The sequence below is a fragment of the Paraburkholderia sp. IW21 genome, from assembly GCF_041321145.1.
Classification (GTDB): domain Bacteria; phylum Pseudomonadota; class Gammaproteobacteria; order Burkholderiales; family Burkholderiaceae; genus Paraburkholderia.
Window position 1 is genome coordinate 90,343 of sequence record NZ_JBGGWA010000010.1, and the last position, 23,760, is coordinate 114,102.

Sequence of the window (23,760 nt, forward strand, 5' to 3'; positions counted from 1 at the left end):
TGCAAAGAAAAGTAGGCAAAAGAAAGCAGCTCAAACCGCTAATGCTAAGCGGCTCCCCTGGCTTGGAGGTGGTAGTGGCCCCGTGGAGTCCGGGCCCTCGCACCTTCAGCCTAAGTGACAAAGGAGTCATCAGCTCCCACTCCGCACTGCGTGCGTCGCGGACGGGTCTGCCAGGGAAAACGGGGGCTTCGTTTGAGCAAGTGGGGGCCATCGGCTTCGCCTCGGCGAGGCGCTTGATTACTTCGTGGCGAGTTACTACTTCGTAGCAGTTGCACAAGCGGTTGTAGTCGAAGGGCAGCACAAGCGGATGAGAGTGGGACCGAGTGACCAATGGTTTTATGAAGTACTGTTCGGCGCGCGCAGCGCCGCCGGAAGTATGACGCCCTTGTCACTGAGGGTTGGGGGTACGAGGGCACGGATTCCACGGGGCCACTACCGCCTCCGAGCCAGGGGGGCCGCTTAGCATTAGCGGTTTGAGCCGCTTTCTTTTGCCTACTTTTCTTTGCGGCGGCAAAGAAAAGTAGGTGCCCCCCCGCACAGGGGGAACGCTAATAGACCACAAACAAAACAAGAAAAGGCCAACACCGCAAGAGCAAAAAAAATCACCACAAAGGCAAAAAAAAGCAAAAAGCAAAAAAGCTTAGGAGAGGAAACAATGAGCAACGCGGAAAAATCACCTATGCCAGCCCGACGCCTGGAAGGCGAATTCGACTACATCGTAGTAGGCGCCGGCACGGCAGGTTGCGTGCTAGCCAACCGCCTGACAGAAGATCCGGAAATAAAAGTCCTGCTGCTAGAAGCCGGCGGCAAAGACGACTACCACTGGATCCACGTGCCGGTAGGCTACCTCTATTGCATAGGCAACCCGCGCACGGACTGGCTCTACAAAACCCAATCAGAACCCGGCCTGAACGGCCGCGCTCTCTCATACCCGCGGGGCAGAGTACTAGGCGGCAGCTCATCGATCAACGGCATGATCTACATGCGCGGCCAGCGCGAAGACTACGATGAATGGGCCCGCGTCACCAACGACGCCTCGTGGTCCTGGAACTCAGTCCTCCCCGTCTTCAAACGCAGCGAAGACCATCACGCCGGCGCGTCTGAATCGCACGGAGCGGGCGGCCCCTGGCGCGTCGAAAAACAACGCCTCAAATGGAAAATCCTCGAAGAGTTCTCAAAGGCCGCGCAACAGAACGGCATCCCCGCCACCGACGACTTCAACCGCGGTGACAACACCGGCGTCGGCTACTTCGACGTCAATCAGAAACGCGGCATTCGTTGGAATGCGTCAAAAGCATTCTTGCGCTCGGCTCTCAAGCGTCCGAATCTCACGCTCGTCACCGGCGCACACACTCAGCGCGTCGTGTTCGACGGACGCCGTTGCACCGGCGTCGAATATCGCGGCGACAATACCGACTATCTCGCCAAGGCCCGCTGCGAGGTGATCCTCAGTTCAGGCGCGGTCAACTCGCCGCAATTGCTCGAGCTGTCCGGCATCGGCAACGGCGCGCGTTTGCAGAATCTCGGCATCGAGGTCGTCAACGATCTGCGCGGTGTCGGCGAAAATCTGCAGGATCATTTGCAATTGCGCATGGCCTATAAAGTCGATGGCGTCCGCACGCTCAATACCGCTTCCGCGCATTGGTGGGGCAAGCTGTTGATCGGCATGCAGTACGCACTCTTTCAAAGCGGTCCCATGGCGATGTCGCCGTCGCAACTTGGCGCGTTCGCCAAATCGGATCCGGATGATCGGTCGCTCACGCGCCCCGACCTCCAGTATCACGTGCAGCCGCTCTCGCTCGATCGCTTCGGCGAGCCGCTGCATCGCTTCAACGCATTCACGGCGTCGGTGTGCCAGTTGCGACCGACATCGCGCGGCAGCATTCACATCGAATCGGCTGATCCTTCGGCGCCGCCCTTGATCGCACCGAATTATCTGTCCACCGATTACGACCGGCACGTCGCGGCCAACGCGCTGCGTCTCACGCGCCGTATCGCTGCGGCGCCCGCGCTCGCGCGCTATCGGCCTCAAGAGATTTTGCCAGGCATCCAGTATCAGACCGAAGAAGAACTTCAGAAGGCCGCCGGCGCGGTGGGTACCACCATCTTTCATCCGGTCGGCACCTGCCGCATGGGTACGAGCGACGATCCGGGCGCCGTGGTCGACAACCGGCTACGGGTTATCGGTGTTGACGGCCTGCGTGTCGTCGACGCGTCCGTCATGCCGTCCATCACGTCGGGCAACACCAATTCGCCGACGCTGATGATCGCCGAACGCGCCAGCGACATGATTCGCGAAGATCGCCGTGCGCGTGTGGCCGGCAGCCTCGCGACGCAAACCAGCGCGGCACCCTCCATGTCCGCTCTATGACAGTCGACATGCAAACCGCGTTCGATATCCGTCGCGCGTATCGGACGGGCAGCAATGGGCACCGTATTGGCGACCAACGAATTTGGGGTGGGCGTCGTCCACTAAGTGCAAATCCCGATGATTGCGCTGCATCATTGGCGCGACAATGGCAGCCATGCTGCGTGCCGCCCCATGGATTACCGTCCGGATTGGTGCAGCACGCCAACGAGCGGCACGGGGGTGCCGCCGTCATCAAACGTCGCGCAGTAGTTCGCGCGGAAGATCGCAGTGCTTCGCCTTACTCCGTATGGAAGGGAACATGATTCTCGGCGACACGATTCTCGAAACGCGCGGCCTCACCCGCGAGTTCAAAGGCTTCATTGCCGTGAACGGGGTGAACCTGCGCGTGCGCCGTGGCTCGATCCATGCGCTGATCGGCCCTAATGGGGCGGGCAAGACCACCTGCTTTAATCTGCTCACCAAGTTCCTCGAGCCGTCAGCGGGTCAGATTGTCTTTAACGGCGTCGACATCACCAAGGAACGGCCGGCGCAGATCGCGCGGCGCGGCATCATCCGGTCATTTCAGATCTCTGCGGTATTTCCACATCTGACAGCATTGCAGAACGTGCGCATCGGTTTGCAACGTGCGCTCGGCACCGCATTTCATTTCTGGAGAAGCGAACGCACGCTGCGCCAACTCGATGATCGCGCAATGGATTTGCTCGCGCAGGTCGGACTGACCGATTTTGCCGATGTGCCTACGGTAGAACTGTCCTATGGCCGCAAACGCGCATTGGAAATCGCCACCACGCTCGCGATGGAGCCGGAACTCATGCTGCTCGACGAACCAACCCAAGGCATGGGCCATGAAGACGTCGATCGCGTGACGGCCTTGATCAAGAAAGTATCGAGCGGTCGCACGATCCTGATGGTCGAGCACAACATGAACGTCATCGCAGGCATTTCCGACACGATCACCGTGCTGCAACGAGGCGAAGTGCTCGCCGAAGGCAGCTACGCCGAAGTGTCGAAGAACCCGCTGGTGATGGAAGCCTATATGGGCAGCGCCGATGCGGCGCTCGCCGGAGCCCACGCATGAATACGATTGCCGAGCGCGAAAGCCTCGAAGTGAGCGACACAGGCAGCGCACCCGCGCTGGAGATTGCAGGTTTGCAGGCATGGTACGGTGAATCCCATATTCTGCATGGCGTCGATCTGACGGTGAACCGCGGTGAAGTCGTCACGCTGCTCGGCCGCAACGGCGCGGGCCGCACCACCACCCTGCGCGCCATCATGGGCCTGACCGGCCGCCGTACGGGTTCGATCCGCATCGGCGGACGCGAAACCATCAATTTGCCCACGCATCGCATCGCGCACTGCGGAATCGGCTATTGCCCGGAAGAGCGCGGGATTTTTTCGAGCCTCTCGTGCGAGGAAAACCTGCTGTTGCCGCCGCCCGTCGGCGACAAGGCGCACATGATGTCGCTCGAAGAAATTTATTCGATGTTTCCGAATCTTCAGGAACGCCGCATGAGCCAGGGTACGCGGCTCTCGGGCGGCGAGCAGCAGATGCTGGCGGTCGCGCGCATCCTGCGCACCGGCGCGAGTTTGCTGCTGCTCGACGAAATCTCGGAAGGCCTCGCACCGGTGATCGTGCAGGCGCTCGCGCGCATGATCGTCACGCTCAAGGCGCGCGGCTATACGGTCGTGATGGTCGAACAGAATTTCCGCTTTGCCGCACCACTCGCCGATCGCTTCTACGTGATGGAGCACGGCGGTATCGTCGAACACTTCGAGGCCAGTGAACTCGAAAGTAAGATGCCGGTATTGCATGATTTATTGGGCGTATAAGCGGGATGTAGACGGGGTGTAAGACGGGGTTTAATCATAAGCGCCCAATTGCCTCTCATAACCACAAGTGAAGAAACCAGGAGACACGAATGAAAAAGAACCCACTCGCGCGGCTTGCCAAACTTTGTTTCGCGGTTGCCGCCGGCACCGCCTTGACCTTCAGCGGCGCGCACGCCGCTGACGATGCGGTGAAGATCGGCTTTATCACCGATCTGTCGGGTCTGTACGCGGATATCGACGGCCCAGGCGGCCTCGAAGCGATCCGCATGGCGATCGCCGACTTTGGCGGCAAGGTCAACGGCAAGCCGATTACCCTCGTCTACGCCGATCACCAGAACAAGGCGGATATCGCGGCATCGCGCGCGCGTGAATGGTTCGACCGTGACGGCGTCGATTTGCTGATCGGCGGCACGAACTCGGCGACCGGGTTATCGATGAACACGGTGGCTGGCGAAAAGCACAAGGTCTACATCAATGTCGGCGCCGGTGCCGATACGTTGACCAACGAGCAATGCACACCGTACACGATCCACTATGCGTACGACACCACGGCGCTCGCCAACGGCACGGGTTCGGCGGTGACGAAGCAGGGTGGCAAGACGTGGTACTTCCTGACGGCCGACTACGCCTTCGGCAAATCGCTGGAAAAAGCCACGTCGGATGTCGTGAAGGCGAATGGCGGCCAGGTGCTGGGCGCCGTGCGCGCACCGCTGTCCGCGTCGGATTTCTCGTCGTTCCTGTTGCAGGCGCAGGCGTCGAAGGCCCAGATTCTCGGCCTGGCGAATGCGGGTGGCGACACGGTCAACTCGATCAAGGCCGCGAAAGAGTTCGGCGTGACCAAGACGATGAAGCTGGCCGCGCTGCTGATGTTCATCGACGATGTGCATAGCCTGGGTCTGGAAACCACCCAGGGTCTGGTGCTGACCGACAGCTGGTACTGGAACAAGGACGCTGCCACGCGCAAGTGGTCACAGCGCTACTTCGAAAAGATGAAGAAGATGCCGTCGAGCCTGCAAGCAGCCGATTATTCGGCGGCCATGACCTATCTCAACGCGGTCAAAGCAGTCGGCTCGACCGATGCGGACAAGGTGATGGCGCAACTGAAGAAGACGAAGATCGACGACTTCTACGCGAAGGGTTACATTCGCCAGGACGGCAGCATGATCCACGACATGTACCTGATGCAGGTGAAGACGCCGGCCGAATCCAAAGAGCCGTGGGACTACTACAAGATCATCGCGACGATCCCGGGCGAGCAGGCGTTCACGACCAAGCAGCAAACGCGCTGCGCGTTGTGGAAATAAGCGCGGGCTGAAAGGTCTGAAGGCCGTCCGTCTGCGACTCACCGCGCACGTTGCATGACGTGGTGAGGCAAGCAGGCAGTCGGCAAACCGTTTCACATGCCGCGCGCGATGGGTGATTGCTGCCCGTCGCGCGCCGGCCGGATCGTGCGTAACCGATCTCACTTTGGCGATGGGTTAAGGCTTCAATGGAAATCTTTGGCATTCCGCTACCGGCGATGCTGAGCCAGCTGCTGCTGGGGCTCGTGAACGGCTCGTTCTACGCGATTCTGAGTCTCGGCCTCGCGGTGATCTTCGGCTTGCTCAACGTGATCAACTTCGCGCATGGCGCGTTGTTCATGCTCGGCGCGATGCTCGCGTGGATGGGCTTTTCGTATTTCGGCCTGCCGTATTGGGTGATGCTGGTGCTCGCACCGCTGATCGTCGGCGTGTTCGGCATCGTGATCGAGCGCACCATGCTGCGCTGGCTGTACAAGCTCGATCATCTCTATGGGCTGCTGCTTACCTTCGGACTGACGCTCGTAGTTGAAGGGGTGTTCCGGTCGATCTACGGTTCTTCCGGCCAGCCATACGACGTGCCGTCGGTGCTCTCGGGCGCGACCAATCTTGGCTTCATGTATCTGCCGAACTATCGGGCGTGGGTCGTGGTGGCGTCGCTCGTGGTCTGCTTTGCGACGTGGTTCGTGATTGAGAGGACCCGCCTCGGTGCCTATCTGCGCGCGGGTACCGAGAACCCGAAGCTGGTCGAAGCGTTCGGCATCAACGTACCGCTGATGATCACGCTGACCTACGGCTTCGGCGTGGCGCTCGCGGCGTTCGCCGGGGTGCTCGCGGCGCCTGTCATCCAGGTGTCGCCGCTGATGGGCCAGCCGATGATTATCACCGTGTTCGCGGTGGTGGTGATCGGCGGCATGGGTTCGATCATGGGTTCGATTCTTACCGGCCTGATGTTAGGCGTGATCGAAGGGCTGACGCGTGTGTTTTACCCGGAAGCGTCGGCGACCGTCGTCTTCGTGATCATGGCGCTGGTGTTGCTGGTGCGCCCGACGGGTCTCTTCGGCAAGGAAAAATGATGCAGAGAAAAGTGCTCTACGGTCTGCTGCTGATCGTGCTTCTCGCGGTGCCCGTGCTCGGCATCTATCCGCTGTTCGTGATGAAGGTGCTCTGCTTCGCGTTGTTCGCTGCGGCCTTCAATTTACTGATCGGCTACACCGGCTTGCTCTCGTTCGGCCACGCGATGTTTCTCGCGTCGGCCGGCTACGTCACGGGTTATGCGATGCAGACGTTCGGCTTTTCGCCGGAGCTCGGCGTGCTGGCCGGCACTGCCGCAGCGACCTTGCTGGGGCTGGTGGTCGGGCTGTTCGCGATCCGCCGCCAGGGCATTTACTTCGCGATGGTGACGCTGGCGCTCGCGCAGATGGTCTACTTCGTGTTCCTGCAGGCGCCATTCACGCATGGCGAGGACGGCATGCAAGGCGTGCTCCGCGGCAAGCTGTTTGGCGTGCTTGATCTGTCGTCGGACGTGACGTTGTACTTTGTCGTGCTCGCGGTGATGGTGCTGGCGTTCCTGCTGATCGTGCGGATCGTGCATTCGCCATTCGGGCAAGTGCTGGTGGCGATCAAGGAGAACGAGCCGCGCGCGGTGTCGCTCGGCTACGATACGGATCGCTTCAAACTGCTGGCCTTCGTTCTGTCGGCGGGGATAGCGGGGCTTGCGGGCTCGCTCAAGGTGTTGGTGCAGGGCTTCGAGACGTTGAGCGATGCATACTGGACCATGTCCGGTCTGGTGATCCTGATGACGCTGGTCGGCGGCATGGGCACACTCTTCGGGCCGCTGCTCGGCGCGGCCTTGATCGTTGCGCTCGAAGACCGCCTGGGCGATATCGGCACGGCGCTGGCCACGTCCACAGGCGTCGACTGGTTTCGGTCGCTGGGTGAATCGGTGACCATTGTGACGGGGGTGATTTTCATCGCCTGCGTGCTGGCTTTCCGGCGCGGCATTGTCGGCGAAATTGTCGCGCGAGTGCGGCCGTTGCGAGCGTGAGGCAGGACGGATTTCGAATTGCTTTGGCGTCCGATATAATTCGTCGGCCGTGAAATTGGCGAATGTGGTTGCGGAACTGCGCGCGGGGTCGGCGGCCTCGATCAAGCTCGCATGGCATGTGCCCCAATTCTGTGCCGCAGTGCACCACTAGGGTAATTGCTAGTTGTAGCCGGCTAGGTGCTCGTTTAATCTTCATGCAGTTCTGATGCACCACGAAATTTGCAGGTGGAGAACGAGGAGACAATGAGGCATTCAGTGCCCAGACGAAAGCGCTGTTGGATTGATATCCAACAGCGCTTTTTATTTGTACTTTCATAAAGCATCATTCAAATCGTTTGCTCATTCGGTGGCCTTTTTTTATTCACCGAACCACGCCCGCTTGCCCTTACCGAAACCCCGCAAAACGCTTGCAGCGCGTGGCTTTCGTCCGCTAAACTCGCTATTCACCGACCGCTGGGTTGGTGATTTAAATCCGCGGATTTAAATTCGAATGAATAACGGGGCAGACAGGGGAGCGGAATGAAGTCGGCATTGCGTTGGACGAGCGCGGCATGGATCGCCACCGGAGTATCCGCGGCATTAAGTTCGAAGAACATGCCCGCTTCCCACGACAGCTTCACCATGAGCGCGAACGACCACGCCGGCCTCGGCCAGCGGACACGCGTGATCGCGAAGATCGTCGGCGGCAAGCGGAAGCTGTCCGGCGACTGAGCGAAGGCGAAGTGATACGGAACCCAACCAGAAAGACGCGTGCAGTTGACGCGTCTTTTTTATTGCCCGCGTTTGATGAATGGCGCTGCGTGAAGTGCGCCGGATAGACGAAAGACGAGTGGTCAAGGCACGGCGAAAGCGGCCGGCTTCAGGACAAACCCGCATTCGGGCGACAGTCTATTGACCGTGAATGATGCAGAACGCAATACTACTAACATGTTAGTGTTTTGTGCATGAGAAACCGCACTAGTTAATAGTTCGCAGCAGGGGAGTGGCACCAAGCGGCGAAGGCACTCAGCTGAGCAGGGAAAACCATGCTTGGCATGCCTGAACCCGATAACTAGATTCAGACACCCGGCCCGTGAGCCGGATTACAGATATGCGCTTCAAAGCGTTTGGAGACTTGCAATGAAAAAGACAAAGCAATGGGTACGCACCGGTATCGCGATGGCACTGATGTGCGGCGCGAGCACTGCCTTCGCGCAGGTGAAAATCGGTGTCACGTTATCCACCACGGGGCCGGCTGCATCGCTCGGGATTCCTGAAAAGAACACCATCGCGCTGCTGCCGAAAGAGATCGGCGGCAAGACCGTGCAGTACATTGTCCTCGACGACGCCTCGGATACCGGCAAGGCGGTGCAGAACACTCGCAAGCTGATCGACGAAGACCACGTCGACGCCATCATCGGCTCGACCGTTACGCCGAATTCGCTGGCGATGCTCGATCCCGTCTCCGAAGGCAAGACGCCCATGATCTCGCTGGCGGCCTCCGCGGCGATCATCGCGCCGATGGATGCGAAGCGTAGCTGGGCCTTCAAGACGCCGCAGAACGACGATCTGATGGCCGACGCGATTGCCGACTACATGGAAAAGCACGGTGTCAAGACGGTCGGCTTCATCGGCTTTGCCGACGCCTATGGCGACAACTGGAATAAGGTATTCGGCGCGGCTGCCGCCGCGCATCACCTGAATGTCGTGTCGAGCGAGCGCTACAACCGCACCGATGCGTCGGTGACGGGCCAGGTGCTGAAGACGATCAGTGCGAATCCGGATGCGGTGCTGATCGCCGGTTCGGGCACGCCGGCGGCGCTGCCGGCCAAGACGCTCAAGGAGCGCGGCTACAAGGGCAAGGTCTACCAGACGCACGGCGTCGCCAACAACGACTTCCTGCGCGTGTGCGGCAAGGATTGCGAAGGCGAGCTGCTGCCGTCCGGTCCGATCTTGGTGGCCGACCAGTTGCCTGACTCGAATCCGGTGAAGAAGTCGTCGGAAGCGTACAAGAACGCCTATGAGAAGACCTACGGTGCGGGCTCGGTGTCGACCTTCGGCGGCCATGCATGGGATGCGGGCCACTTGCTGCAACGGGCGATTCCCGAAGCGCTGAAGACCGCTCAACCGGGCACGGAAGCGTTCCGCGTCGCACTGCGCGCGGCACTTGAGAACGTCAAGGAACTGCCGCTCGCACACGGCATCATGAATACCACCCCGACCGACCACAACGGCCTCGACAAGCGCGCACGCGTGATCGTGCAAATCGTCGACGGCAAGTGGAAGCTGCAGAACGACTAAAAAATAAAGACGGTACGCGCCTCTCGCGCAACATGCGGCACGTCTCGCCGCATTGCCATTCTGTTCGATGACAATGGCAACGACCGCCGCGCCATGTTCCGGCGCGGCGGTCGCCTTTTCAGGCATCGCAGGTCGATGGCCGGCCGCGGGTTCCGCCGCCACGACTGTTTCCCGGTTTCGATTTCGACGCTTCAGGACGAGGAAGTATGGATCTATCAATTGCGGCGATCCTTGCGCAGGACGGCATCACCACCGGCGCGATTTACGCACTGCTCGCGCTCGCGCTGGTGCTCGTGTTCTCCGTGACGCGGGTGATCTTTATCCCGCAGGGGGAATTTGTTTCGTACGGTGCGTTGACGCTCGCCGCACTGCAGACACAAAAATTTCCGGCCACCTGCTGGCTGCTGATGGCGATGGGTGCTGCATGTTTCGTCGTGGAGACAGCGGGGCTGGTTCGACATCCCGAACGGCGCCGACATGCGGCTCGGACGCTGGTAATGATGGTCGGCAAATATCTGCTGTTTCCGATCGCGGTTTACGCGCTTACGCGAGGCGTTTTCCTACAGCCGCTGCCGATGATCGTGCAGATCGCGCTGACACTGCTGATCGTGATTCCGATGGGACCGTTCGTCTACCGGCTCGCGTATGAGCCGATCGCGGAGGCGACCACGCTGCTGCTGCTGATCGTGGCGGTGGCGGTGCACTTCGCGATGGTCGGCCTTGGGCTGGTGATGTTCGGCGCGGAAGGTTCGCGCACCACGGCGTTCTCCGATGCCACCTTCAACCTCGGCAGTTTGTCGATCTCCGGGCAAAGCCTGTGGGTGCTCGGCACGGCGGTCGTGCTGATCGGCGCGCTGTATCTGTACTTCGACCGCTCGATCTCCGGCAAGGCGTTGCGTGCGACCTCGGTGAACCGGCTTGGCGCGCGGCTCGTCGGCATCGGCACGACGCAAGCGGGGCGCCTCGCGTTCACGCTCGCGGCAGGGCTCGGTGCGCTGTGCGGCATCCTCGTTGCACCCCTGACCACCATCTACTACGACTCGGGCTTCCTGATCGGCCTGAAGGGCTTCGTGGGGGCAATTATCGGCGGCCTGGTCAGCTATCCGCTGGCGGCGGCGGGTTCGATCCTGGTCGGCCTGCTGGAGTCGTATTCGTCGTTCTGGGCGAGCTCTTACAAGGAAGTGATCGTGTTCACGCTGATCATCCCGGTGCTGCTGTGGCGCAGCCTCGCCAGCCCGCATGCCGAAGAGGACGAGGAGTGACACGATGAAACGGATCATGCAAAACAAGTTCTTCTGGCTGTTCCTCGTCGTGCTGTTCGCGCTGCCGGTTTTGCCGCAGCCGATCCACGTGCCCGAGTACTGGGTGACGCTGCTCAACTACATCGGCCTGTATTCGATCGTTGCGATCGGCCTCGTGCTCCTGACCGGTATTGGCGGGATGACGAGCTTCGGGCAGGCGGCGTTCGTCGGTATCGGTGCGTATGCGACGGCGTATCTGACGACGACGTACGGTGTGTCGCCCTGGCTCGCCCTGATCGCGGGTGTCGTGGTGACGGCCTTGATCGCGCTGATGCTGGGGCTCGTGACAATGCGCCTGTCGGGCCACTTCCTGCCGCTCGGCACGATCGCGTGGGGGCTCGCGCTGTTCTATCTGTTCGGCAACCTCGATATGCTCGGCAAGTACGACGGCATCAACGGGATTCCGGTGCTGAATGTTTTCGGCATCAACCTGGAGTCGGGTCGCCATATCTATTACCTGATCTGGGTGGTCGTGCTCGGCGCCGTGATTTCTGTTCAAAATCTGCTTAATAGCCGACCGGGGCGGGCGATTCGCGCGTTGCGCGGCGGCGGCATGATGGCTGAAGCGATGGGCGTCAACACGGCGTGGATGCGCGTGGTGATCTTCGTCTACGCCGCGGTGCTGGCGTCGATCTCCGGCTTCCTGTATGCCCATTTGCAACGCGCGGTGAATCCGACGCCGTTCGGTCTGAACCACGGCATTGAGTTTCTTTTCATGGCTGTGGTCGGCGGAGTGTCGCATGTGTGGGGCGCAGTGTTGGGCGCGGCAATCCTGACGGTATTGCAGGACTACCTGCAAACGCTGCTGCCCAAACTGCTTGGCGAGAACGGCAACTTCGAAGTGATTGTGTTCGGCATTCTGATGGTGCTGTTGCTGCAATACGCTCGCCAGGGTGTATGGCCGTTCGTCGCGCGGTTTTTCCCGAAGGGACCGCGTGCGCATCTGTCGGATCATGCGGAGCCGTTGCCGCAGCGCAGCAAACCGACTGCTGGCGAAACCCTGCTTACGGTGAATCAGGCGCGCAAGCAGTTCGGCGGCCTGGTCGCGGTGAACGACGTCAGCTTCGAGGTGAAGGCAGGGCAGATCATTGGCTTGATCGGCCCGAACGGCGCCGGCAAGTCGACGACCTTTAATCTGGTTACGGGCGTGTTGCAAGCGACCAGCGGGGAGATCACGTTCCGCGGCGAGCGGATCGATTCCCTGAGTTCACGTGAAATCGTCAAACGTGGGATCGGCCGTACTTTTCAGCACGTCAAGTTGCTGCCCGGGATGACGGTGCTCGAGAACGTGGCGATCGGTGCGCATTTGCGCGGTCAGGCCGGTGTGTGGCGCAGCGTCGCGCGGTTGAATGGCGCAGAAGAGGCCCGCTTGATGGCGGAAGCGGCTCGCCAGATCCGTCGCGTCGGGCTGGAACAGCATATGTACGACGAAGCCGGGAGCCTCGCGCTGGGGCAGCAGCGGATCCTCGAAATTGCTCGCGCGCTGTGCTGTGACCCGACCCTGCTGCTGCTGGATGAACCAGCAGCCGGTTTGCGGTACCAGGAAAAGCTGCAGTTGGCGGACCTGCTGCGCAGGCTCAAGGCTGAAGGGATGAGCGTGCTGCTGGTCGAACACGATATGGATTTCGTGATGAATTTGACCGATCGGCTCGTAGTCATGGAGTTCGGGACGCGGATCGCGGAAGGGTTGCCGCAAGACGTACAGCAAGACCCGGCTGTGCTCGAAGCCTATCTCGGTGGGGTGGAGTAATGGAGAACATGATGAATGCTGCTGCACCGATTCTCGACGTGGCGGGTTTGTCGGTCCGCTATGGCAAGGTCGAGGCGCTGCACGGCGCGGCGATCAAAGTGCGGCCCGGGCAGATTGTCTCGGTGATTGGCCCGAACGGCGCCGGCAAATCCACGCTGTTGAACGCGATCATGGGTGCATTGCCGACCACCGGACACGCGAAAGGCGCCGTCTTGTATCAAGGCGAAGACGTGAGCGCGGTGCCGGTTGAAAAACGGGTGGCGCGCGGCATGTGCCTCGTGCCGGAAAAGCGCGAACTGTTCGCGTCGATGACTGTTGAAGACAATCTCGTCCTCGGCGCGTATCGGCGTAAGCGCGCAGGGGATCGCAACTTTCTCGATCAGCTCGAACCGGTCTTCACGCTTTTCCCTCGGCTGAAGGAGCGTCGTAAGCAGGCGGCCGGGACCTTATCGGGCGGTGAGCGGCAAATGCTGGCGGTGGGGCGTGCGTTGATGGGCAAGCCTGATCTGCTGATGCTCGATGAGCCGAGTCTGGGTCTCGCGCCGTTGATCGTGAAGGAAATTTTTCATATCATTAGCGCGCTTCGTCAGACGGGTGTTGCAACGTTGTTGATCGAACAGAACGCGCGCGCCGCGCTCCAGATCTCTGACTACGGCTATGTGCTTGAGACCGGTGAACTGGCGTTGGAAGGTCCCGCAGTAGATCTTGCACAGAATCCACGGGTGATCGAGACGTATCTTGGGTTAGCCAAGAAAGTGGCCTAGTTCCATTTTCTGCCTCGCTTGCGATGGATCAAAGCGGTGTGTTTCACGTGAAACACATCGCTTTTTTGTTGCCTGGCCATTCGGCTGAAATTCGGGCCTAAACCGAACCCGTTATAATTCGCCCATACATTTCCTTTGAAAGGCTCACGCAACGATCTGGCGTGAGATCCACGATGCTTTTTCCCACAGAATTTGACGTAATCGTCGTCGGCGGTGGTCATGCCGGCACCGAGGCCGCCTTGGCTTCGGCGCGCATGGGCAATACGACGCTCCTGCTGACGCACAACATCGAGACGCTCGGTCAGATGAGCTGCAATCCGTCCATCGGCGGGATTGGCAAAGGCCATCTGGTTAAGGAAGTCGATGCGCTCGGCGGGGCCATGGCCGCTGCGACGGATGAGGGCGGGATCCAGTTTCGCATCCTCAATTCGTCGAAGGGGCCGGCCGTTCGGGCGACGCGCGCGCAGGCTGACCGGCTGCTGTACAAGCAGGCGATCCGGCATCGGCTGGAAAATCAGCCGAACCTGTGGCTGTTCCAGCAAGCGGTCGATGATCTGATGGTGGAGGGCGATCGTGTCGTCGGCGCGGTGACGCAGGTGGGAATTCGTTTCCGCTCCCGTGCGGTCGTGCTGACAGCGGGAACGTTCCTGGACGGCAAGATTCACGTGGGATTGAACAATTACACCGGTGGCCGTGCCGGCGATCCGGCTGCGGTGTCGCTGTCCGCGCGCCTCAAGGAATTGAAGCTGCCGCAAGGTCGCCTCAAGACCGGGACGCCGCCGCGGATCGACGGTCGCACGATCGACTTCTCGAAGCTTGAAGAGCAGGCGGGCGATCTGGATCCGGTGCCAGTTTTCTCGTTTCTCGGACGCGTCGAGCAGCATCCGCGGCAAGTGCCGTGCTGGGTCACGCATACGAATCTGCGGACGCACGACATTATTCGCGGCGGGCTCGACCGGTCGCCGATGTATACCGGCGTGATCGAAGGGGTGGGGCCGCGCTATTGCCCGTCGATTGAAGATAAGATTCATCGCTTCGCGTCGAAGGAATCTCACCAGATCTTCCTCGAACCGGAAGGGCTGACGACCAATGAGTTTTATCCCAACGGGATTTCCACGAGCCTGCCGTTCGACGTGCAACTGGAGCTCGTGCGCTCGATGCGTGGCTTGGAGCACGCCCATATCCTGCGGCCGGGCTATGCGATCGAATATGACTACTTTGATCCGCGTGGGCTGAAGGCGTCGCTTGAAACCAAGGTGATCAACGGGCTGTTCTTTGCCGGCCAGATCAACGGCACGACCGGCTATGAAGAAGCGGCTGCGCAAGGTTTGCTGGCGGGCATCAACGCCGGTTTGCACGTACAGGGCAAGGACGCGTGGTGCCCGCGTCGCGATCAGGCGTACCTTGGAGTCCTGGTCGACGACCTGGTGACGCGTGGTGTGTCTGAGCCGTATCGCATGTTCACCAGCCGCGCCGAGTACCGGCTTAGCCTGCGCGAAGACAACGCCGATATGCGTCTGACGGAGGCCGGCCGCGAACTCGGTGTGGTCGACGATGTCCGCTGGGACGCATTCAGTCGCAAGCGCGACGCTGTTTCACGTGAAACAGAGCGCCTTCGTACGACGTGGGTCAATCCTAAGACGTTACCTGCTGAAGAAGCGACGGCATTGCTGGGCAAGGCAATCGATCACGAATACAGCCTGGCGGATCTGCTGCGCCGGCCGGGTGTGACATACGACGGCGTCTGCAGTCTGCGTGAGGGTGCGTGTGCCGCCCCTGAAACCTTGGCCGAAGATGAAGTACTGCTCGCCCAGATCAAGGAGCAGATCGAGATCGGCATCAAGTACCAAGGTTACATCGACCGCCAAGCCGATGAGATCGAGCGCAACGAGTCACACGAAAGCACGCGTCTGCCTGAAGGATTGGACTACGCCGAAGTGAGAGGGCTGTCGTTCGAAGCGCGCCAGAAGCTGACGCAATTCCGACCCGAAACCATTGGGCAGGCGTCGCGCATCTCCGGCATTACGCCGGCGGCGATCTCCTTGCTGATGGTCCACCTGAAGCGTGGTTTAGGGCGTCGTTCGACGAAACCGGCCGAACCCGGCACCGATAGCACGCCGGTGACGCAATGACGGTAACTCAGAAGGGGAGTGGCACAGAAGCATTGGCGCCTCTGCTAGCCGACGGCGTCCGCGAACTCGACCTCGATTTGAGCGACGCACAACATGGACAGCTGCTCGATTACGTCGCGCTCCTGTCCAAGTGGAACGCCGTCTACAACCTGACGGCGATCCGCGATCCGAAACAAATGCTCATTCAGCACATTCTCGATTCGCTTTCGATCGTGCCGCATCTCGCTACGCGCGGTGCATCCTCGATGCTGGACGTGGGTTCCGGCGGCGGTTTGCCAGGTATCGTGCTGGCCATTGTCCTGCCCGACTGGACCGTCACCGTGAATGACATCGTTCATAAAAAGACGGCTTTTCAGGCCCAGGCCAAGGCCGAGCTCGGGCTGGCGAATTTGTCGGTCGTGACCGGCCGCGTCGAAACTCTGAAACCGGGCGCCGAAGTACCGGCAAAGTTCGACGTAATCGTCTCGCGCGCATTCGCAGAACTCGCGGATTTCGTTACACTGGCCCGTCATCTGGTTGCGGAGCAGGGAGCGATCTGGGCGATGAAGGGTGTACGCCCAGACGGCGAGATCGAACGCCTGCCGGCGGGCTCCCACGTGGAACAGATCATTCGGCTAAAGGTGCCGTCGCTCGACGCAGAGCGGCATCTCGTCAAGGTGCGGGTAGACACCGGCACTTGACGGCGCCGATAGCCTTAATTCGCACCGAACACCAAAGCGCTTTTCACTTTATCCAGGCAGCAAAAGGGACACACCAACGATGGCAAAAATCTTCTGCGTTGCGAACCAGAAGGGCGGCGTCGGCAAGACGACGACGACAGTCAATCTGGCCGCGAGCTTGGCAGCGCAGGGACAGCGAGTCCTTCTCATCGATCTGGACCCGCAGGGCAACGCCACGATGGGCAGCGGCATCGACAAAGCCGCCTGCGCGAACACCGTCTACGAAGTGCTCGTGGATGGCGTGTTGGTGGCGGATGCGCGGGTACGGCCGGAAGCCGTTGGCTACGACGTGCTGCCCGCGAATCGCGAACTGGCCGGCGCCGAGGTTGAATTGGTCAGCGTGCAACACCGTGAGCGGCAATTGAAGATCGCGCTGGCGACAGTAGAGAGCGAGTACGACTTCGTGCTGATCGACTGCCCGCCGGCTTTGTCGCTGCTGACGCTCAACGGCCTGTGCGCCGCGCATGGCGTGGTGATACCGATGCAGTGCGAATACTTCGCGCTTGAGGGGCTGTCCGACCTCGTCAACACGATCAAGCAGGTGCACGCGAACCTGAATCGCGATCTGAAGGTGATCGGCCTGCTCCGCGTGATGTTCGATCCGCGCATCACATTGCAACAGCAAGTCTCGGATCAGCTGAAAGAGCACTTCGGCGACAAGGTGTTCGATACGGTTATCCCGCGCAACGTGCGTCTTGCCGAGGCACCTAGCTATGGGTTGCCGGGTGTGGTGTTCGATAGGGCGTCGCGCGGCGCGCAGGCGTACGTGCAGTTCGGTGCAGAAATGATTGAGCGGGTGAGCACATTGAATGACGCACCCCAGGCGTCCTAAGCGGATCGAGGAACCACGATGAATGCAGTAGCAAGAAAGAAGGGATTGGGCCGCGGACTGGAAGCATTGTTAGGTGGCAGTGCGGATATCACCGAGGCGGTGGTGATCGAAGGTGCGCCGAATGTGCTGCCGCTCAGCAAACTGCAGGCCGGCAAGTACCAACCGCGCACGCGCATGGACGAAGGCGCGTTGCAGGAATTGGCAGCCAGCATCCGCACCCAAGGCGTGATGCAGCCGATCCTCGTGCGGCCTGTCTCGGCGGACAAGTACGAAATTATCGCCGGCGAGCGGCGCTTCCGCGCGGCACGCCTGGCGGGCCTCGATGAAGTGCCGGTGTTGGTGAGAGACGTGCCTGATCAGGCCGCTGCGGCGATGGCGCTGATTGAGAATATCCAGCGCGAGGATCTGAATCCGTTGGAAGAAGCGCAGGGCATTCAGCGCTTGCTCGACGAATTCAATTTCACGCACGAACAGGCGGCCGAATCGGTTGGCCGCTCGCGCAGTGCTGTCTCGAACCTGTTGCGTTTGCTCAATCTGGCGTCGCCGGTGCAGACGATGTTGCTGGCCGGCGATCTCGACATGGGGCATGCACGCGCGCTGCTGGCCGTCGACGCCGCGACGCAGATCACGCTGGCCAACCAGGTCGTGAACAAGCGCATGTCGGTGCGTGAAACCGAAAAGCTGGTGACAACCACCACGAAAGCTGTGCCCACGGTGAAGGCGCGGGCGAACCAGGACGGCGGCCGCGACACGCGACGGCTGGAAGAGGAGTTGTCCGATCTGCTCGCCGCAACGGTAAAGATCAAGCTCGGCCGACGCGGCCGCGGCCAGGTATTGGTGGATTTCGGTGATCTGGACGCGCTGGAAGGCATTCTGATCCGGTTGCGTGGTAATGCCATTGTGTGATCATGACGAGTTGAGCGTGAAGTGCGCTGGACGTGCTTGCGGCTTGTCTTAATGTCACGAGCAGGCTGTTCGGCGCACTTTGCGCGTTTCCGGTAGCGGTGTTGGCGTGCCGTGTTCGTATGCATTGCGCTCAACGCGTGCCTGACGATCTTCAGGATTGGTCTGCTAGCCACATTGGTGTCAGATGTATTCCTAAATAAACTTTGCATCTAATGATCAGGATTGCTGAAGTATTGGTGTGTCCGATTATCTTGCAGTAGCGTGGAGGGACTTGATTTGGCCGTGCGCGGACTGCCATGCCGCGGCAGCGGCGCCGCACACTTCGCCGCTTTGGGTTTCGAATCCGGTCGCACGATGAGGCGGCATTCGCCGTGCGTGGATGGGCCAGACGGAGCAGGGCAGACGTCGGCATGCGAGCGCCGTTTCGCCTTTACCCGCCACCATCCCGCGTGTCTACAGAAGTGGGCAAAAATCGGCGTCTGTTGCATTTTTGATACGCCCGCCACAGCGTTGAAACGACGTGTGGACGAGCGCAAATGCACCCTATTCACTGCGCATGGTTTGCCACACCCCGACCGCCTTACATTTGCCGTGCTTAGGCCGGCGAGGATCCCGTTCCCGCATCGTGAAGACCGTTTTCATACTGGTTATTGAACGGCCTAAAGTCTTGAATTGCCTGCAACTATCGCTTACAATCGCCCGGATTTAATTGCACGGCAACCCCGTAAGCGCAGCGTAAGCTCGCGGGCTGGAACAAGACTTTCGGAACACTGCGATGGCGGTTAAAACGTCGAATCAAGCGCCAAAGAATGGGCACGACGAACACCGCGTTGAACGCACCGCTTCCGTTGCGTCCACCGGTCAGCACGTTACAACTGACGATGCGTGGGATGTCGAGCAACAAGATAACAATATCGTTCCGCTCACGCGGGCCGAGGCTGAAAAGCTGTTTGGTCCGAATGTGAGTCGTCCATCGCGTGTTACGCCTTTCAAGGTCGTGGCGGCGCAAATGGTTTTGTCCCTGGGTGCTACGCTGGTGTGGTGGCTGTTCTACAAGCCGCCGGGCGCTGCTGCGCTGTCCGCGTTCCTGGGGGGCGCGATCTGCTGGGTGCCGGGTGCGTTGTTCGCGGCACGCCTTAGAACGCTGAGCGGCGCCGAAACAGTAATGAGCTGGATGATCGGCGAAGCGCTCAAGATGGGGACGACGATCGCGATGTTTGTAGCCATCGCCTTCTGGTATCACGACGTACGCTGGGTGCCGCTGCTCGTGACCTACCTCATTGCGCTCAAGACGTACTGGATCGCCCTAGCGTGGCGCTAAAGTAGTAGAAGAGAATAGCAGCACAAAATTCAGGCCGGCGCGCAGCGCCGGCAACAGGAGTGCGGATATGACACGATCCGCACCCGGCGTGTTCCCGCAATACAGAATTGCCGCGGGAGCGGCCCGAGACGATTTTCGACAATTTGGGTGGCATTAACGATATGGCAGCTAGCGAAGGCACGCGCGCTCTGGATCCGTCCGAGTACATCGCGCACCACTTGCAGAACTTTTCCACCGCGCACCAGACGTCGATTTTCGACATCCACGTGTGGAATCTGGACACCCTTTTCTGGTCGATCGTTTGCGGTCTGGCCACCATCTTGATTCTGCATCTCGCCGCCCGCAAGGCAACGTCCGGCGTGCCGGGCCGTTTCCAGTGCGCGATCGAAATGCTGGTCGAAATGGTCGAGGATCAATCGAAGTCGATGATTCACGGCTCGCGCACCTTCATCGCACCGTTGGCATTGACCGTGTTCGTCTGGGTCGCGCTGATGAACTCGCTCGACTTTATTCCCGTCGACCTGCCGGGCCGCGTGATTGGCTGGCTGGGCCTGTCGGAAGTCATCCCCCATCACCGCATCGTGCCGACCGCCGACCTGAACGGCACGCTCGGTATCGCGCTCGGCGTGTTCGCGCTGATGATTTACTACAACTTCAAGATCAAGGGCGCCGGCGGCTTCGTGCATGAACTGCTGTCCGCGCCGTTCGGTGCGCATCCGCTGCTGTGGATTCCCAACCTGGCACTGAACATCATCGAGTTCGTCGCGAAAACGGTTTCGCTCGGCATGCGGCTGTTCGGCAACATGTACGCCGGCGAACTGCTGTTCCTGCTGATTGCCCTGCTCGGCAGCATGTGGGGTTTCGGCGCGGACGCCTCGGTACTCGGCTTCATCGGCCACGTGATCGCAGGTACGGTGTGGGCGATCTTCCACATTCTGATCGTTCTGCTGCAAGCGTTCATTTTCATGATGCTGACGCTGGTGTACATCGGCCAGGCTCACGACACCCACTAACGTGGTGCGTCGATTAAAAGAATTGCTTTAGTTTTGTTTTTTTAAATCCCAGTTCCAAAAGACTTTTCACAAAGGAGTGATCATGCAAGCTTTCATCGCCAACATCCAGGGTCTGACCGCCATCGGTATCGGCATCATCATCGGCCTGGGTGCAATCGGCGCCTGTATCGGTATCGGCCTGATGGGCGGCAAGTACATCGAAGCATGTGCTCGCCAGCCGGAACTGATGAACCCGCTGCAAACCAAGATGTTCCTGCTGGCTGGTCTGATCGATGCGGCGTTCCTGATTGGCGTTGGTGTGGCAATGCTGTTTGCGTTCGCGAACCCGCTGCTGTCGAAGCTGGCAGGCTGAGGTTCCTCGGAAGTTTGCGCCTGAGCTATAACTGGTAAAGGCGCAGGGCGGAACGGGCACTTGGGCGCTGATCGAATACAGAATCGATGAGCGCCTTGCCGTTTCACTTTCCGAACTAGCAACGTTTAAGGAAACACCGTGAATCTCAACGCAACCCTGTTTGCGCAAATGGTCGTGTTCCTGATCCTCGCGTGGTTCACGATGAAGTTCGTGTGGCCGCCGTTGATCAACGCCCTCGACGAGCGCTCGAAGAAGATCGCTGACGGTTTGTCGGCCGCTGAAAAGGGCAAGGCGGAACTCGAAGCTGCCCACAAGCGCGTCGACCAGGAACTGGCTCAGGCACGCAACGACGGTCAGCAACGTATTGCTGATGCAGAAAAGCGCGCTGTGACAGTCGCTGACGAAATCAAGGCTCAAGCACAAGCTGAAGCCGCTCGCATCATCGCGCAAGCGAAGGCCGACGCGGACCAGCAAGTCGTGAAGGCGCGCGAAACGCTGCGCGGCGAAGTCGCTGCACTCGCAGTGAAGGGCGCTGAACAGATCCTGAAGCGCGAAGTCGACCAGGTAGCTCACGCTGACCTGCTGAATCAACTGAAAGCCGAGCTCTGATCATGGCCGAACTTGCAACCATCGCCCGTCCGTACGCAGAAGCGCTGTTTGGCGTGGCCGAAGCTGGTGACACCGCCGCCTGGTCCACGCTCGTGCAGGAGCTGGCACAGGTTGCGCGTCTGCCCGAAGTGCTGTCGATCGCCTCGAGCCCGAAAGTAAGCCGCGCCCAGGTCAGCGAACTGCTGCTGGCCGCGGTCAAGTCGCCGCTCAAGGACAACGCGCAAGCGAAGAATCTGGTGCAAATGCTGGTCGATAACCATCGCCTGCAACTGTTGCCGGAAATCGCTGTGCAGTTCGAAGAGTTGAAGAACGCCCGCGAAGGAGCGGCCGATGTGCTGATCGTCAGCGCATTCCCGCTCGACGGCGCGCAGTTGAATGACCTCGTCGCAAGTCTCGAACGCAAATTCAAGCGCAAGCTGAAGCCGACGGTCGAAGTCGACTCGTCGCTGATCGGCGGCGTGCGCGTGACGGTCGGTGACGAAGTGCTCGATACCTCGGTCCGCGCGCGGCTTGCCAGCATGCAGACGGCTCTGACGGCCTGAAGCGCCCACAAGCGCTGAAGCGGCTGGCACGCAACAGAATTGACTATCAGGAGCGAATAATGCAACTCAATCCCTCTGAGATCAGCGAGCTGATCAAGAGCAGGATCCAGGGCCTTGAAGCGAGCGCAGACGTTCGCAACCAGGGCACCGTGATCTCCGTGACCGACGGCATCGTGCGTATCCACGGCCTGTCGGAAGTGATGCAGGGCGAAATGCTCGAATTCCCGGGCAACACCTTCGGGCTCGCGCTGAACCTCGAGCGCGACTCGGTCGGCGCCGTGATTCTGGGTGAGTACGAACACATTTCGGAAGGCGACGTCGTCAAGACGACAGGCCGCATTCTTGAAGTGCCGGTGGGTCCGGAACTGCTCGGCCGCGTGGTCGACGCACTCGGCAACCCGATCGACGGCAAGGGCCCGATCAACGCGAAGAAAACCGACGCAATCGAAAAGATTGCTCCGGGCGTGATCTGGCGTAAGTCGGTTTCGGAACCGGTCCAAACCGGTCTGAAGTCGATCGACGCGATGGTGCCGGTTGGCCGTGGCCAGCGTGAGCTGATCATCGGCGACCGCCAGTGCGGCAAGACCGCAGTCGCAGTCGACGCGATCATCAACCAGAAGGGCAAGAACCTCTTCTGTATCTACGTCGCGATCGGCCAGAAGGCTTCGTCGATCATGAACGTGGTGCGCAAGCTGGAAGAAACCGGCGCGCTGGAATACACGATCGTCGTGGCCGCTTCGGCTTCGGAATCGGCTGCGATGCAATACCTCGCACCGTACGCCGGTTGCACGATGGGCGAGTACTTCCGCGACCGCGGTCAAGATGCGCTGATCGTTTATGACGATCTGACCAAGCAAGCTTGGGCATACCGTCAGATCTCGCTGCTGCTGCGCCGCCCGCCGGGCCGTGAAGCTTACCCGGGCGACGTGTTCTATCTGCACTCGCGTTTGCTGGAACGTGCTGCTCGCGTCTCGGAAGAGTACGTCGAGAAGTTCACAAACGGCGAAGTGAAGGGCAAGAGCGGTTCGCTGACGGCACTCCCGGTCATTGAAACGCAAGCAGGCGACGTGACCGCATTCGTTCCGACGAACGTGATCTCGATTACCGACGGCCAGATCTTCCTGGAAACCGACCTTTTCAACGCAGGTATCCGCCCGGCAATTAACGCCGGCGTGTCGGTGTCGCGCGTTGGCGGTGCGGCTCAAACCAAGGTCGTGAAGAAGCTGTCGGGCGGTATCCGTACCGACCTCGCGCAGTACCGTGAGTTGGCTGCGTTCGCGCAGTTCGCATCGGACCTCGACGAAGCCACCCGCAAGCAGCTGGAGCGCGGCCGCCGCGTGACGGAACTGCTGAAGCAGCCGCAGTATCAACCGCTGCAAGTGTGGGAACTGGCAATCGCGCTGTTCGCCGCGAACAACGGTTACCTCGACGATCTGGAAGTCTCGCAAGTGCTGCCGTTCGAAAAGGGCCTGCGCGAGTACCTGAAGTCGAGCCACGCTGATCTGGTCAAGCGCATCGAAGATACCAAGGAACTCTCGAAGGACGACGAAGGCTTGCTGCATACGGCTCTCAAAGACTTCAAGAAGTCCGGCGCTTATTGATCTGCGAATGATCCGCAAGGCATAAAAGTACCTTGAAGCGGCGCGGGCCGCAGGCAACTGAACCCGCGCTGCCTCGATCGCTTTGCATGGGA

The 23,760-nt window shown here is 60.3% G+C and carries 21 protein-coding genes; all 21 read left to right on the forward strand.

Going from position 1 to position 23,760, the window contains the following annotated elements:
* The first annotated feature begins 679 nt into the window (after positions 1-679).
* The 21 genes from ACAX43_RS22970 to atpA all read left to right on the forward strand — a co-directional run bounded on the left by ACAX43_RS22970 (position 680) and on the right by atpA (position 23,668).
* The gene (locus tag ACAX43_RS22970) at positions 680-2,371 is read left to right on the forward strand and encodes a GMC family oxidoreductase (protein WP_370710708.1); all 1,692 of its coding nucleotides are present in this window, start codon (positions 680-682) and stop codon (positions 2,369-2,371) included.
* A 298-nt stretch (positions 2,372-2,669) separates the two neighbouring features.
* Positions 2,670-3,449, forward strand: a complete 780-nt coding sequence (locus ACAX43_RS22975; RefSeq protein ID WP_370710709.1) for an ABC transporter ATP-binding protein — start codon at positions 2,670-2,672, stop codon at positions 3,447-3,449.
* On the forward strand, positions 3,446-4,201 hold the full coding sequence (locus ACAX43_RS22980) for an ABC transporter ATP-binding protein (protein ID WP_370710710.1): 756 nt from the start codon (positions 3,446-3,448) through the stop codon (positions 4,199-4,201). Before ACAX43_RS22975 ends, ACAX43_RS22980 begins: the two co-directional genes overlap by 4 nt.
* Before the next feature lie 89 nt (positions 4,202-4,290).
* Positions 4,291-5,505: an ABC transporter substrate-binding protein gene (locus ACAX43_RS22985; protein WP_370710711.1), complete on the forward strand. Its 1,215-nt coding sequence runs from the start codon at positions 4,291-4,293 to the stop codon at positions 5,503-5,505.
* Positions 5,506-5,690: 185 nt separating this feature from the next.
* Positions 5,691-6,575 (forward strand): branched-chain amino acid ABC transporter permease, encoded by an 885-nt coding sequence (locus tag ACAX43_RS22990; RefSeq protein WP_370710712.1) that lies wholly within the window; start codon positions 5,691-5,693, stop codon positions 6,573-6,575.
* The gene (locus ACAX43_RS22995; RefSeq protein ID WP_370710895.1) at positions 6,575-7,546 is read left to right on the forward strand and encodes a branched-chain amino acid ABC transporter permease; all 972 of its coding nucleotides are present in this window, start codon (positions 6,575-6,577) and stop codon (positions 7,544-7,546) included. Before ACAX43_RS22990 ends, ACAX43_RS22995 begins: the two co-directional genes overlap by 1 nt.
* 519 nt (positions 7,547-8,065) lie before the next feature.
* Positions 8,066-8,257 carry a hypothetical protein gene (locus ACAX43_RS23000; protein WP_370710713.1) on the forward strand — a complete coding sequence of 64 codons (192 nt, stop codon included), beginning with the start codon at positions 8,066-8,068 and terminating at the stop codon, positions 8,255-8,257.
* A gap of 408 nt (positions 8,258-8,665) precedes the next feature.
* Complete coding sequence (locus ACAX43_RS23005) at positions 8,666-9,826, forward strand: ABC transporter substrate-binding protein (protein ID WP_370710714.1); 1,161 nt, start codon at positions 8,666-8,668, stop codon at positions 9,824-9,826.
* Positions 9,827-10,032: 206 nt separating this feature from the next.
* Positions 10,033-11,088, forward strand: coding sequence for a branched-chain amino acid ABC transporter permease (locus ACAX43_RS23010; RefSeq protein ID WP_370710715.1), 1,056 nt, complete (start codon positions 10,033-10,035; stop codon positions 11,086-11,088).
* A 4-nt stretch (positions 11,089-11,092) separates the two neighbouring features.
* Positions 11,093-12,877: an ATP-binding cassette domain-containing protein gene (locus ACAX43_RS23015; protein WP_370710716.1), complete on the forward strand. Its 1,785-nt coding sequence runs from the start codon at positions 11,093-11,095 to the stop codon at positions 12,875-12,877.
* Positions 12,878-12,888: 11 nt separating this feature from the next.
* Positions 12,889-13,641, forward strand: coding sequence for an ABC transporter ATP-binding protein (locus ACAX43_RS23020; protein ID WP_370710896.1), 753 nt, complete (start codon positions 12,889-12,891; stop codon positions 13,639-13,641).
* A gap of 173 nt (positions 13,642-13,814) precedes the next feature.
* The gene (mnmG, locus tag ACAX43_RS23025; protein ID WP_370710717.1) at positions 13,815-15,773 is read left to right on the forward strand and encodes a tRNA uridine-5-carboxymethylaminomethyl(34) synthesis enzyme MnmG; all 1,959 of its coding nucleotides are present in this window, start codon (positions 13,815-13,817) and stop codon (positions 15,771-15,773) included.
* Positions 15,770-16,453, forward strand: coding sequence for a 16S rRNA (guanine(527)-N(7))-methyltransferase RsmG (gene rsmG, locus ACAX43_RS23030; RefSeq protein WP_370710718.1), 684 nt, complete (start codon positions 15,770-15,772; stop codon positions 16,451-16,453). The genes mnmG and rsmG overlap by 4 nt, the downstream gene beginning before the upstream one ends.
* 79 nt (positions 16,454-16,532) lie before the next feature.
* Positions 16,533-17,324: a ParA family protein gene (locus tag ACAX43_RS23035; RefSeq protein ID WP_370710719.1), complete on the forward strand. Its 792-nt coding sequence runs from the start codon at positions 16,533-16,535 to the stop codon at positions 17,322-17,324.
* Positions 17,325-17,342: 18 nt separating this feature from the next.
* Entirely contained in the window at positions 17,343-18,230 is an 888-nt protein-coding gene (locus tag ACAX43_RS23040) for a ParB/RepB/Spo0J family partition protein (RefSeq protein ID WP_370710720.1), read from the forward strand.
* 775 nt (positions 18,231-19,005) lie between these two features.
* Complete coding sequence (locus tag ACAX43_RS23045; protein ID WP_370710721.1) at positions 19,006-19,551, forward strand: ATP synthase subunit I; 546 nt, start codon at positions 19,006-19,008, stop codon at positions 19,549-19,551.
* 161 nt (positions 19,552-19,712) lie between these two features.
* Entirely contained in the window at positions 19,713-20,564 is an 852-nt protein-coding gene (gene atpB, locus ACAX43_RS23050; protein ID WP_370710722.1) for a F0F1 ATP synthase subunit A, read from the forward strand.
* Between the two features lie 82 nt (positions 20,565-20,646).
* Positions 20,647-20,916 (forward strand): F0F1 ATP synthase subunit C, encoded by a 270-nt coding sequence (atpE, locus tag ACAX43_RS23055; RefSeq protein ID WP_007180033.1) that lies wholly within the window; start codon positions 20,647-20,649, stop codon positions 20,914-20,916.
* A 138-nt stretch (positions 20,917-21,054) separates the two neighbouring features.
* Positions 21,055-21,525, forward strand: a complete 471-nt coding sequence (locus ACAX43_RS23060) for a F0F1 ATP synthase subunit B (RefSeq protein ID WP_370710723.1) — start codon at positions 21,055-21,057, stop codon at positions 21,523-21,525.
* 2 nt (positions 21,526-21,527) lie between these two features.
* Positions 21,528-22,067, forward strand: coding sequence for a F0F1 ATP synthase subunit delta (locus ACAX43_RS23065; protein ID WP_370710724.1), 540 nt, complete (start codon positions 21,528-21,530; stop codon positions 22,065-22,067).
* 59 nt (positions 22,068-22,126) lie between these two features.
* A complete protein-coding gene (gene atpA / locus ACAX43_RS23070; RefSeq protein WP_370710725.1) occupies positions 22,127-23,668 on the forward strand; it encodes a F0F1 ATP synthase subunit alpha in 1,542 nt (513 codons plus the stop codon).
* Positions 23,669-23,760 lie beyond the last annotated feature (92 nt).